Origin of the sequence: Pseudomonas sp. PAMC 26793, from assembly GCF_000313235.1 — a bacterium.
GTDB classification, from domain to species: domain Bacteria; phylum Pseudomonadota; class Gammaproteobacteria; order Pseudomonadales; family Pseudomonadaceae; genus Aquipseudomonas; species Aquipseudomonas yamanorum.
This window is the reverse complement of record NZ_AMXG01000040.1, coordinates 123017-135546: the sequence shown is the minus strand read 5'-3', so window position 1 is coordinate 135546 and position 12530 is coordinate 123017. Positions and strand designations below refer to the sequence as shown.

Sequence of the window (12530 nt, the reverse complement as noted above, 5' to 3'; positions counted from 1 at the left end):
GCGGCACGTAGTCTTTTCAGGGGATACCGTTTTAATGCGTTGGTTGCTTGCTCTGATCTGCCTGTCGTTTGCCACGCTGTCGCCAGCCTCCACCCAAGTGATCCTGGGGGGCAAACCCGTCGAAAAAATCCTGGTGCTCAAGTCCGCCCATCAGTTGCAACTGATCAACGACGGCAAGCCCCTCAAGACCTACCGCATTTCCCTGGGCAAGAACCCCAAAGGCACCAAGCTGATGGAAGGCGACCGCCGAACCCCGGAAGGCTTCTACTGGATCGACTGGCGCAAGACCAGCGACCGCTTCAACCTGGCCATGCACATCTCCTACCCCAACATCAGCGACTCCGCCCGCGCCCGCCGCGAAGGGGTCAAGCCCGGCAGCATGATCATGATCCACGGCACCCCCGACGCCGAGGACTACCCCGAAGAGCTGTTCCACACCCTGGACTGGACCGACGGCTGCATCGGCATGCGCAATGTCGACATGCGCGAAGTCTGGAACCTGGTCAAGGACGGCACGATGATCGAGATTCGTCCGTAATTTTTCCGCCACTCGTAAAATAATTCAAAAAAAATTCCTGCCCCACGCAGCGCTTGCCGGTGAATACCAGTTCACCCCGGCAAGCTGCGCGCTTCTGCGCGAAAGAAAGACCTCTCTAATACCACTTGAACTGGCGCACTATTAAGGCGCCCGCAAACGCTCGGCTGCACCGTTTTCGCTGCATTGACATGGTATTTAAGTGGTATTAGCTTGCGATCACTACCGGGCGACAACACTCCAATAACCGCATCGGAAACCGACACGATGAATCCCATCCTGGCCCTGCGCCCCGACGATAAACAATCGACGCCGCTGTACCTGCAACTGGCCCGTAACCTCGAAGCCGCGATTCATGCCGGCCAATGGAAATCCGAGCAGGCATTGCCGTCGGAACGCGCCCTCAGCGAGCAACTGAGCATTTCCCGAGTGACCGCCCGCAAGGCGCTGGAAGTACTGTTCGAACAAGGCCTGATCCGTCGCAGCCAAGGCTCCGGAACCTTCATCACGCCACGCCTGGAACAGCCGCTGTCGCGCCTCTCGGGCTTCAGCGAAATGCTCCGGCTCAAGGGGTTTGTGCCGACGTCCCAGTGGCTGGAGCGGGACATCACCCAGCCCACCCATGAAGAATTGATCCGCCTGGGCCTGTCGCCTGCCGACAAGGTCGCACGGCTCAAGCGCTTGCGTAAGGCCGACGACACGGTGATGGCGATTGAAATGACCGCCATGCCCGCCTCTGTCCTCCCCCACCCGCAGGCCATCGGCAACTCTCTGTACGAATACCTGGAGAGCATCGGCAAGCCCATCGTGCGCGCCCTGCAACACATCCAGGCGATCAACGCCTCAGACGAGTTCGCGGCCCTGGTGGGCATCGCCCCCGGCACCGCCATGCTGCTGATGACCCGGGTGGGCTACACCGCCGACAACACCCCGATTGAAATCACCGACACCTATTGCCGCAACGACTACTACGACTTCGTCGCAGAACTGCGCCGCCACGACTATTCCGCTGAACTGCGAATTTAGAGAACTGCCCATGTCCGAAGACAACATCCTCACGCCACACGGCTGGATTCGCGGCCGCCTGGTGCACCAGCACGGCAAGGTCACTGCCGTTGACGGCAGCCCGTGCGACCCGGCTGACAACGACCTGCCGTACCTGCTGCCAGGCTTTATCGACCTGCATGTGCACGGCGGTGGCGGCAAGGACATCATGGAAGGCTCCGACGCCTTCCACACCATCACCCGCACCCACGTGCGGTTTGGCACCACCTCGCTGCTGGCCACCACCATGACCGCGCCGGTGGACGAAATCACCCGCGTGCTCGGCGAGATCGGCACCTATTGCGAAAACCGCCCGACCGGCACCGCCCGTGTTCTGGGCGTGCACCTGGAAGGCCCCTACATCAATCCGGGAAAACTCGGCGCACAACCGAACTTCGCCCACACCGCCTTGATGGCCGAAGTCGAAGAATACCTGCGCCTGGCGCCGATCCGGGTGATCACCATTGCTCCGGAAATCGCCGGCCATGACGGCCTGATCCGCGCCCTCAGCGAACGCGGCGTGCGCATGCAGATCGGCCATACCCTGGGCAGCTACGAAGAAGGCGTCGCCGCCCTCGCCGCCGGCGCCACCAGCTTTACCCATTTGTATAACGCCATGAGCCCGCTGCATCACCGCGAGCCCGGCATCGTCGGTGCCGCATTGGCCCACGCCAAATACGCCGAACTGATTCCCGACCTGCTGCACGTGCACCCCGGCGCCATGCGCGTGGCCCTGCGTTCGATCCCGTGCCTGTACTGCGTCACCGATTCCACCGCCGCCGCCGGCATGCCCGACGGTGAATACAAGCTGGGCAGCCACACCGTGACCAAGTGCCTGGGCGGCGTACGCCTGGCCGATGGAACGCTGGCCGGCAGCACCCTGACCATGGACCAGGCGCTGCGCAACCTGGTGAAGATCGGCCTGCCCATCAGCGAAGCCTCACAACGCCTGTCGCAATTTCCTGCGGACTACCTGGGCCTCGAAGAACGCGGTCGCCTGCAACCCGGCAGCTTTGCCGACTGCGTGCGCCTGGACCGCTCCCTGCACCTCACCGACGTAATGGTCGAAGGAGAAACCATTGACTTCAAAAATGCTTGAAGAGGCCCTGGCCTCCTGCGAGGCCGTCGAGGCTCAACTGCAACGCCTGGACCCATTGCTGGAGGAAGTCGCCGGCCGCCTGCGTCGCCAGCCGCCGCAAGTGGCAATGACCATTGCTCGCGGCAGCTCGGACCACGCCGCCAGTTACTTCGCCTACCTGACCATGCAACATCTCGGGATTCCGGTGGCGTCGTTGCCGATGTCGGTGGTGACCATGCTGCAATCGCCGCTCAAGGTCAGCGGGCAAGTGGCGTTCGGTTTCTCCCAGTCGGGGCAAAGCCCGGACCTGGTCAACAGCCTGCGCCTGCTGCGCAAGCGCGGCGCCTTGAGCATCTCGATGGTCAACGCCGAAGACTCGCCACTGGAAGCCGCCTGCGAATTCCACGTGCCGCTGTGCGCCGGGCCGGAACGCAGCGTCGCCGCCACCAAAAGCTTTATCGCCACCCTGAGTGCCAGCGCCCAACTGATCGGCCACTGGAATCAGGAAGACGAGTTACTTCAAGCCTGTAAGGCATTGCCCGACGGTTTGCGTGAAGCGGCCAAGCAAGACTGGAGCGTGGCCATCGAAGCCCTGCGCGGCTGCCAGCAACTGATGGTGATCGGTCGTGGCGCCGGTTTTGCCATTGCCCAGGAAGCCGCGCTCAAGCTCAAGGAAACCTCGGCGATCCAGGCCGAGGCCTTCAGCAGCGCCGAAGTGCGCCATGGCCCGATGGCCCTGATCGATGACAACTACCCGCTGCTGGTTTTCGCTCCCCGTGGCGCCGAACAAGCCGGCCTGCTGAACCTGGCCGCCGACATGCGCCAGCGCGGTGCCCGTGTGTTGCTGGCCGCTCCCGACGACATCGCCGAACGCGACCTGACCCTGAGCCGCGCCGAACACCCGGCCCTGGACCCGATCCTGGCGATCCAGAGTTTCTACGTGATGGCTGCCGGTTTGGCAGAGGCCCGGGGCATGGACCCGGACCAACCGCGTCACTTGAGCAAAGTGACCCGTACCCACTGAGTTGATTGCAGCGATTTCCTGATGAGTACCGTGCCCATGTCCCACAATAATAAAGACCTCACCCTCAGCGCTCCCCTCAGTGGGCCGGTACTGACCCTGGGCAACGTTCCCGACGAAGTGTTCGCCAGTGGCGCCATGGGCGACGGCATTGCTATCGACCCGCTCAACGATTGCCTGCATGCGCCGTGCGACGGCGTGATCATCCATGTCGCCCGCACCGGGCATGCGCTGACCATTCGCGCCGATAACGGCGCCGAATTGCTGATGCACGTGGGCATCGACACGGTGGAATTGAACGGCGAAGGCTTTGCGCTGCTGGTCAAGCAAGGGGCGCGAGTCAGCAAGGGCCAGGCACTGGTGCAGTTTGACCTGGACCTGATTGCGCGGCAGTGCAAAAGCCTGGTCAGCCTGATCATCCTGACCAACAGCGAGTCGTTTGAGTTGCGGCCCATCACCCTGAAAACCGTCAGGGTCGGTGAGCCGCTGCTGCATGTGGTTGCGCGGTTGGCCGGGGCAGCGAAAGTGATTGATGAGTCTGTCGCCGAAGCCAGTGCGACTATTCGCATCACCCATCGTGGCGGCCTGCATGCGCGCCCCGCGGCCTTGATCCGCAAGACTGCACAGGCATTCAGCAGCCAGTCGCAGCTGCATTTCGCCGGCAAATCGGCCTCGTGCGACAGCTTGATCGGTTTGATGGGCCTCGGGATTGGTGAGCAGGACGAGGTACAGGTCACTTGTCGTGGCAAGGATTGTGAAGCCGCGCTGCAAGCACTGATCGCCGCGCTGTCGGTGGCCGTCAGCGAAGAACATCACGCCCCGGTGGCCGTCGCCCCGCGACGCGCGAATACCGAGGCCGGTGTGCTGCAAGGCGTCTGCGCCGCGCCGGGTCTGGTCTGCGGCCCGCTGTTCCGCCTGAACGGAATCGAGCTGCCGGCGGACCGGGGCAACAATGTTCCGGATGAGCAATTGCAGCACCTGGACAGCGCCCTGGAACAGGTGCGCGGCGAAATCCGCCACACCCTGAACCAGGCCCGCCAGCGCAAGGATGTGGAGGAAGAAGAGATCTTCGCCGCCCACCTGGCACTGCTGGAAGACCCGACGCTGCTGGAAGCCGCTACTAGCGCCATCGAACACGGCAGTGCCGCCACTCACGCCTGGCGCGATGCGATCCAGGCCCAATGCGCAGTGCTGCTCGCCCTTGGCAAACCGCTGTTCGCCGAACGCGCCAACGACCTGCGGGACTTGCAACAACGCGTGCTGCGGGCGCTGCTGGGTGAGGCCTGGCACTTCGAATTGCCGCCCGGCGCGATCGTCTCGGCCCATGAATTGACCCCGTCGGATCTGCTGCAATTGAGTAAGCAACACGCCGCCGGTATCTGCATGGCCGAAGGCGGCGCGACTTCTCATGTGGCGATTCTGGCACGGGGCAAAGGCCTGCCGTGTGTGGTCGCGTTGGGCGAGCAAGTGCTGGAGGTGCCACAGGGTCAACGGGTGGTGCTGGACGCCGCCAACGGTCGACTGGAACTGACACCGGATGATGCACGCCACGCTCAGGTTCATCAGTTGCGCGATGCACAGAAACTGCGGCACCAACAGCAGCACGCGGAGGCTCAAGGCACTGCCAGCACTCAGGATGGCGTGCGTATTGAAGTGGCCGCGAATGTCGCCTCCAGCGCCGAAGCCCAGTTAGCCTTCGAGAATGGCGCCGATGGCGTCGGCCTGCTGCGTACCGAATTCCTCTTTGTTGATCGCCGCACTGCGCCTGACGAGCAAGAGCAGCACCAGGCCTACCAGGCTGTGCTGGATGCCATGGGCGACAAATCCGTGATCATCCGCACCATCGACGTCGGCGGCGACAAGCAACTCGACTACCTGCCGCTGCCGTTCGAGACCAATCCAGTGCTGGGCCTGCGGGGCATTCGCATGGCGCAAGTGCGTCCGGAAGTGCTGGACCAGCAACTGCGTGCGCTGTTGCAAGTCTCGCCGCTGGAACGCTGCCGAATCCTGCTGCCGATGGTCAGCGAAGTCGACGAACTGCTGCACATCCGCCAGCGCCTCGATGAACTGTGCGCCGAGCTGGAACTGACCCAGCGCCCGGAGCTGGGCGTGATGATCGAAGTCCCCGCCGCCGCGCTGATGGCTGAGCAACTGGCCGAGCATGCGGACTTTTTGTCCATCGGCACCAATGACCTGTCCCAGTACACCCTGGCCATGGACCGCGACCACGCCGGCCTCGCCGCCCGAGTCGACGCGATGCACCCGGCACTGCTGCGGCTGATCGCCCAAACCTGCATCGGCGCCGCCAAGCATGGCCGTTGGGTGGGTGTGTGCGGGGCGCTGGCGTCCGACCCGCTGGCCACGCCGGTGCTGATCGGCCTGGGCATCAGCGAGCTGTCTGTCAGCCCGCCGCAAATCGGAGAAATCAAGGACCGTGTCCGTCACCTGGACGCAGCCCAATGCCGGCAACTGAGCCAAAGCCTGCTTAACCTGAGCAGCGCCAAAGCCGTTCGCCAAGCCTGTCAACACCACTGGCCGCTGAGCTGAAAACAACAAAAATAGGGAGACACGCCGTGTATCAACATTTTATCGAAGGGCTGCAACGCCTGGGCCGTGCGCTGATGCTGCCGATCGCGATTTTGCCGATCGCCGGCCTCCTGCTGCGACTGGGCGACACCGACTTGCTGAACATCGCGGTGATGCACGACGCCGGGCAGGCGATCTTCGCCAACCTGGCGCTGATCTTCGCCATCGGGATTGCCGTGGGTTTTGCCCGCGACAACAACGGCACGGCGGGCCTGGCGGGTGCCATTGGGTACCTGGTGATGGTCTCCACCCTCAAGGTGATGGACGCCAGCATCAACATGGGCATGCTCGCGGGGATCGCCAGCGGCTTGATGGCCGGTGCGCTGTATAACCGCTTCAAGGACATCAAGCTCCCCGAATACCTGGCGTTCTTTGGAGGGCGACGGTTTGTGCCGATCGTCACCGGGTTCTCCGCGGTGGCGCTGGGGGTAATCTTTGGTTTGATCTGGCCACCGATCCAGCACGGCATCAACAGCTTCGGCGTACTGCTGATGGAAAGCGGCAGCTTTGGCGCGTTCGTGTTTGGCGTGTTCAACCGCCTGCTGATCGTCACCGGCTTGCACCATATCCTCAACAACATGGCCTGGTTTGTGTTCGGCAGCTTCACGGATCCGGTGACCGGCGCGGTAGTGACCGGCGACCTGACCCGCTACTTTGCCGGCGACCCGAAAGGCGGCCAGTTCATGACCGGCATGTTCCCGGTCATGCTGTTCGGCCTGCCGGCGGCGTGCCTGGCGATGTACCGCAATGCCCTGCCGGAGCGGCGCAAGATCATGGGCGGGATTTTCCTGTCGATGGCGCTGACCTCGTTCCTGACCGGGGTGACCGAGCCGATTGAATTCGCGTTCATGTTCCTCGCGCCATTCCTGTATCTGATCCATGCACTGCTGACCGGCTTGTCGATGGCGGTCACCAACATGCTCAACATTCACCTGGGCTTTACCTTCTCCGGCGGGTTTATCGACATGGTGCTGGGTTGGGGTAAATCCACCAATGGCTGGCTGGTGTTCCCGGTTGGCCTGGCGTACGCGGTGATCTACTACAGCGTGTTCAATTACTGCATTCGTCGCTTCAATTTGAAGACGCCGGGGCGTGAGGATATTCAGGTCGTACAGGCTGAAGCCATGACCGATAACCAGAGGGCCGGGGCTTACATTCGGGCACTGGGTGGTGCGGAGAATTTGCTGAGTGTAGGTGCCTGTACAACGCGCCTGCGGCTGGACATGGTGGATCGCAACAAGGCGGTGGATGCCGAGCTGAAAGCGCTGGGTGCCATGGCGGTGGTTCGGCCGGGGAACGGTGGGAGTTTGCAGGTAGTGGTCGGGCCGATGGCGGACAGCATCGCCGATGAGATTCGGTTGGCGATGCCTTCGTATGTTGCGGCGCCTGCGGTGGTGGTAGCGCCGGTTGAGAAGAGCACGCCGGTGAACGTGCATGAGGCCGAGAAATGGCTGAGTGCCTTGGGCGGTCGGGCCAATGTATTGCAACTGGATGCGGTGGCGATGACGCGGCTGAGGGTGGAGTTGGGGGATGGTTCGGTGTTGTCGGAGTCCCAACTGACGGCGCTGGGCTGCCAGGGTGTGAGCCAGCTTGAGAGCGGGGTTTGGCACTTGCTGATTGGTGATAAGGCTTCGGGCTTGGGTGAGGCACTGGAACGGTTGGTCAGTGGCCGTGAGGTTGGGGTAAAAGCCTGAATCTTTACTGAGCATCAGGGCCTCTTCGCGAGCAAGCCCGCTCCCACATTTTGATCGCTGCCCGTCATGGCAACGCGGTCAAATGTGGGAGCGGGCTTGCTCGCGAATGGCCGTGACAGGCAACAAAAAACCCGCTGACCAAACTGGCCCAGCGGGTTTCTCGTTTTCACAACCAGCGGATCAAAAATCCGCCAACTGCCATACCTCATACGCCGGTGTCTCATACGGATGGCTCAGCTTCAACGCAGCCACGACAGCCACGATCAACTCATCTGCCACCACCAGCTCAACCTTCCATTCTTCAACCACTTCAACCTGCCCTACCTGCCCGATAAACGGCTGGCTGCCGTCCATCGCGCGGAATTGGCCCTGGCCCAGTACCTGCCAGGCGCAGCTGTCGTAGTGGCCGATACGCCCGCCACCCGCGGCGAAGACGGCGGCTTTCACCGTCTCCACATGGCTGTCGGGCACAAAGAAGGCGAGCTTGTACACCGTCTTAGTTCACCCAGACGCGAGCGTTGCGGAACATGCGCATCCACGCGCCGTCTTCGTTCCACTCTTCCGGGCGCCACGAGTTCTGTACGGCGCGGAATACGCGCTCCGGGTGCGGCATCATGATGGTGACGCGACCGTCGCGGCTGGTCAGGCCGGTGATCCCGCGCGGCGAGCCGTTCGGGTTGGCCGGGTAGCCTTCGGTGACCTTGCCGTGGTTGTCGACGAAACGCAGGGCCACGGTACCGGACAGGTCGGCTTCCAGCAGTGCTTCTTCGCTGGCGAACTCGGCATGGCCTTCACCGTGGGCGATGGCGATTGGCATGCGCGAACCGGCCATGCCCTGCAGGAAGATCGAGTTGGATTCCTGCACCTGAACCATCGCAACACGGGCTTCGAACTGCTCGGAACGGTTACGCACGAAGTGCGGCCAGAACTCGCTGCCCGGGATCAGTTCGCTGAGGTTGGACATCATCTGGCAACCGTTGCACACACCCAGGGTGAAGCTGTCGTTGCGCTCGAAGAAGCCCTGGAATGCGTCGCGGGCACGGCTGTTGAACAGGGCCGATTTGGCCCAGCCTTCACCGGCACCCAGTACGTCGCCGTAGGAGAAACCGCCGCAGGCCACGAGGCCTTTGAACTCGTTGAGGTCAACGCGACCGGCGAGGATGTCACTCATGTGCACGTCGATCGCATTGAAGCCGGCACGGTCGAACGCCGCCGCCATTTCCACCTGGCCGTTGACGCCCTGCTCACGCAGTACGGCCACTTGTGGGCGGATGCCTTTCTTGATGTAAGGCGCGGCGATGTCCTGGTTGACGTCGAAGCTGAGCTTGGTGCTCAGGCCCGGGTTGTCTTCTTCCAGGATCACGTCGAATTCCTGCTCGGCGCAGTCGGCGTTGTCACGCAGGCGCTGGATCTGGTAGCTGGTCTCGGCCCACTGGCGTTGCAGCAAGCGGCGCTGGCCTTCAAACACGGTTTCGCCGTTAAAGACGATGTTGATTTCACCGTTGTTGATCGGCTGGCCAACCACGGCCACGCAGTCGCCCAGGCCGGCGGCGCTGAACTGTGCGAGTACGTCTGGCGTTGCGTCCTGGCGAACCTGGATCACGGCGCCCAGTTCTTCGTTGAACAGGATTGCCGCGATGTCGGCGGAAGTTTCTGCCAGGCCATCGAGGTTCAAGTTCAGGCCGCAGTGACCGGCGAAGGCCATTTCCACGGCGCTGGTCAGCAAACCACCGTCGGAACGGTCGTGGTAAGCCAGCAGGTGACCGTCGGCGTTCAGGCCCTGGATCACGGCGAAGAAGGCTTTCAGGTCTTCGGCGTCGTCGACGTCCGGGGCCTGTTTGCCAAGCTTGCCGTGCACCTGGGCGAGGATCGAGGCGCCCATGCGGTTCTGGCCGCGACCGAGGTCGATCAGGATCAGGTCGGTGGTGCCCTTGTCCATGCGCAGTTGCGGGGTCAGGGTCTGGCGGATGTCGGTAACGGGCGCAAAGCCGGTGACGATCAGCGACAGCGGCGAGGTGACGCTCTTGTCCACGCCTTCATCGTTCCAGCGGGTGGCCATGGACATGGAGTCCTTGCCCACCGGAATGGTGATGCCCAGTTCAGGGCACAGCTCCATGCCGACCGCTTTCACGGTGTCGTACAGACGCGCATCTTCACCCGGGTGACCAGCAGCGGACATCCAGTTGGCCGACAGCTTGATGTCGGAGATCTTGGCGATACGCGACGCGGCGATGTTGGTCAGGGTTTCGCCGATGGCCATGCGGCCCGACGCCGGAGCGTCCAGCAGCGCCAGCGGAGTACGCTCGCCCATGGCCATGGCTTCACCGGTGTACACGTCGAAGCTGGTGGCGGTGACGGCAACGTCAGCCACGGGAACCTGCCACGGGCCGACCATCTGATCACGGGCAACCAGACCGGTAATGGTGCGGTCGCCGATGGTGATCAGGAAGCTTTTGCTGGCAACGGCCGGGTGGTGCAGGACGCGCTCCACGCAGTCGGCGATGGCCAGGGTCGATGGATCGAAATCGTCGCCCAGTTCGTTTTCACGCACGGCGGAACGGTGCATGCGCGGGGCTTTGCCCAGCAGCACTTCCAGCGGCATGTCCACCGGGCTGTTGCCGAAGTGGCTGTCGGTGACCGTCAGTTGCGGCTCAGCAGTGGCTTCGCCGACCACGGCAAACGGGCAGCGCTCGCGTTCGCAGATTGCCTGGAAGCGTTCGAAGTCCGCAGGACCCACCGCCAATACGTAGCGTTCTTGGGATTCGTTGCTCCAGATTTCGTGCGGGGCCATGCCCGGCTCGTCGTTTGGAATGTTGCGCAGTTCAAAACGGCCGCCACGGTCGCCGTCGTTGACCAGTTCCGGGAAGGCGTTGGACAAACCACCCGCGCCGACGTCGTGGATGAAGCTGATGGGGTTCTTGTCACCCAACTGCCAGCAACGGTCGATGACTTCCTGGCAACGGCGTTCCATCTCAGGGTTTTCACGCTGAACGGAAGCGAAGTCCAGGTCGGCCGAGCTGGTGCCGGTGGCCATGGAGGAAGCAGCGCCGCCGCCCAGGCCGATCAGCATCGCCGGGCCGCCGAGGACGATCAGCTTGGAGCCGACCAGAATCTCGCCTTTCTGTACGTGCTCGGCGCGGATGTTGCCCATGCCGCCGGCCAACATGATCGGCTTGTGGTAACCGCGCACTTCATCCCCACGGGGGGTGGTGATGGACTGCTCGAAAGTACGGAAGTAACCGGTCAGGGCCGGACGACCGAATTCGTTGTTGAACGCAGCGCCGCCCAGCGGGCCTTCGATCATGATGTCCAGCGCGGTGACGATGCGCTCAGGCTTGCCGTACGGCACTTCCCACGGCTGTTCGAAGCCAGGGATCTGCAGGTTGGACACGGTGAAGCCAGTGAGGCCAGCCTTTGGCTTGGCGCCACGACCGGTTGCACCTTCGTCGCGAATCTCGCCGCCGGAACCGGTGGCTGCGCCCGGGAACGGGGCAATCGCGGTCGGGTGGTTGTGGGTCTCGACTTTCATCAGGATGTGCACCGGCTCCTGCACCGCGCCGTACTGGCGGGTCTCAGGGTCCGGGAAGAAACGGCCAGCGACGGAGCCGACGATGACCGAGGCGTTGTCCTTATAAGCCGACAGAACGCCTTCGCTGTGCATCACGTAGGTGTTCTTGATCATGCCGAACAGGCTTTTTTCCTGGCTCTGGCCGTCGATGTCCCAACTGGCGTTGAAGATCTTGTGGCGGCAGTGCTCGGAGTTCGCCTGGGCGAACATCATCAGTTCGATGTCGTGCGGGTTGCGCTTCAGGCCGATGAAGGCGTTGACCAGGTAGTCAATTTCGTCTTCAGCCAGGGCCAGGCCCAGCTCGGTGTTGGCGGTTTCCAGCGCGGCGCGACCGCCACCGAGCACGTCAATCGCGGTCAGCGGCTTGGGCTCGGCGTGGCTGAACAGACCGGCGGCCTGTTCCAGCTGGCCCACGATGATCTGGGTCATGCGGTCATGCAGGCTGCTGGCGATCAGCTCGGCCTCGGCGTCGCTGAACTGGCCTGCTACATAGAAGGCGATCCCGCGCTCCAGGCGCTGGATTTTTTCCAGACCGCAGTTGCGGGCGATGTCGCTGGCCTTGCTCGACCAGGGCGAGATGGTGCCGAACCGTGGCAAAACCAGGAACAAGCGGCCATTAGGCTCTTGAACAGGAACGCTGGGACCGTACTTCAGAAGGCGCGCCAGCACTTGCTGTTCGTCGGCGGTCAAAACGCCGGTAACGTCGGCGAAGTGAGCAAATTCAGCATACAAGCCACTGACAGAAGGTACCTTCTGGCTCAGTTGCTCAAGGAGTTTGCTGTGGCGAAAGGCAGAAAGGGCAGGAGCGCCGCGCAGGATCAACATCTTCGGGACAGCCTCGGGAAGGGGGTGTGCTTTGAGGCCGTGCATTCTAGCGTAAACCGTCGCCAACGGCACCCGAAACGGCACCTATGGCCGCTGCCGGACGTCAGTTGGCATAAATCGTACGGTATCAGAGGGCCATCCCGGGTATTCGGGGCAGTTATTTTAACCGTCACAATCGG

General features: G+C 62.8%; 8 protein-coding genes. 6 read left to right on the top strand and 2 right to left on the bottom strand.

Translation table 11 applies throughout. From position 1 onward, the window contains the following. Positions 1 to 34 precede the first annotated feature (34 nt). From D109_RS0121570 to nagE, 6 genes are all read left to right on the top strand, one after another. Positions 35 to 538 (top strand): murein L,D-transpeptidase family protein, encoded by a 504-nt coding sequence (locus tag D109_RS0121570; RefSeq protein ID WP_017478692.1) that lies wholly within the window; start codon positions 35 to 37, stop codon positions 536 to 538. 264 nt (positions 539 to 802) lie between these two features. Next, positions 803 to 1561 carry a GntR family transcriptional regulator gene (locus tag D109_RS0121565; protein WP_017478691.1) on the top strand — a complete coding sequence of 253 codons (759 nt, stop codon included), beginning with the start codon at positions 803 to 805 and terminating at the stop codon, positions 1559 to 1561. 10 nt (positions 1562 to 1571) lie between these two features. Further along, complete coding sequence (nagA, locus tag D109_RS0121560; RefSeq protein WP_017478690.1) at positions 1572 to 2678, top strand: N-acetylglucosamine-6-phosphate deacetylase; 1107 nt, start codon at positions 1572 to 1574, stop codon at positions 2676 to 2678. After that, entirely contained in the window at positions 2659 to 3681 is a 1023-nt protein-coding gene (locus tag D109_RS0121555) for an SIS domain-containing protein (RefSeq protein ID WP_026078132.1), read from the top strand. The genes nagA and D109_RS0121555 overlap by 20 nt, the downstream gene beginning before the upstream one ends. A gap of 36 nt (positions 3682 to 3717) precedes the next feature. Continuing rightward, positions 3718 to 6225 (top strand): phosphoenolpyruvate--protein phosphotransferase, encoded by a 2508-nt coding sequence (gene ptsP / locus D109_RS0121550; RefSeq protein ID WP_017478688.1) that lies wholly within the window; start codon positions 3718 to 3720, stop codon positions 6223 to 6225. Between the two features lie 74 nt (positions 6226 to 6299). After that, entirely contained in the window at positions 6300 to 7958 is a 1659-nt protein-coding gene (gene nagE / locus D109_RS0121545; protein WP_207198348.1) for an N-acetylglucosamine-specific PTS transporter subunit IIBC, read from the top strand. 180 nt (positions 7959 to 8138) lie between these two features. On the opposite strand, the gene D109_RS0121540 is transcribed toward nagE, so the two are convergent. Both D109_RS0121540 and purL read right to left on the bottom strand, forming a co-directional pair. Further along, the gene (locus D109_RS0121540; protein ID WP_017478686.1) at positions 8139 to 8450 is read right to left on the bottom strand and encodes an NIF3 1; all 312 of its coding nucleotides are present in this window, start codon (positions 8448 to 8450) and stop codon (positions 8139 to 8141) included. 4 nt (positions 8451 to 8454) lie between these two features. Then, positions 8455 to 12351 carry a phosphoribosylformylglycinamidine synthase gene (gene purL / locus D109_RS0121535; protein WP_017478685.1) on the bottom strand — a complete coding sequence of 1299 codons (3897 nt, stop codon included), beginning with the start codon at positions 12349 to 12351 and terminating at the stop codon, positions 8455 to 8457. Positions 12352 to 12530 lie beyond the last annotated feature (179 nt).

What these genes read in the sequence shown, in the direction of transcription:
- D109_RS0121570 (WP_017478692.1), top strand. Translation starts at nt 35, where the DNA reads ATGCGTTGGTTGCTTGCTCTGATCTGCCTGTCGTTTGCCACGCTGTCG.
- D109_RS0121565 (WP_017478691.1), top strand. Translation starts at nt 803, where the DNA reads ATGAATCCCATCCTGGCCCTGCGCCCCGACGATAAACAATCGACGCCG.
- nagA (WP_017478690.1), top strand. Translation starts at nt 1,572, where the DNA reads ATGTCCGAAGACAACATCCTCACGCCACACGGCTGGATTCGCGGCCGC.
- ptsP (WP_017478688.1), top strand. Translation starts at nt 3,718, where the DNA reads ATGTCCCACAATAATAAAGACCTCACCCTCAGCGCTCCCCTCAGTGGG.
- nagE (WP_207198348.1), top strand. Translation starts at nt 6,300, where the DNA reads ATGCTGCCGATCGCGATTTTGCCGATCGCCGGCCTCCTGCTGCGACTG.
- purL (WP_017478685.1), bottom strand. Translation starts at nt 12,351, where the DNA reads ATGTTGATCCTGCGCGGCGCTCCTGCCCTTTCTGCCTTTCGCCACAGC.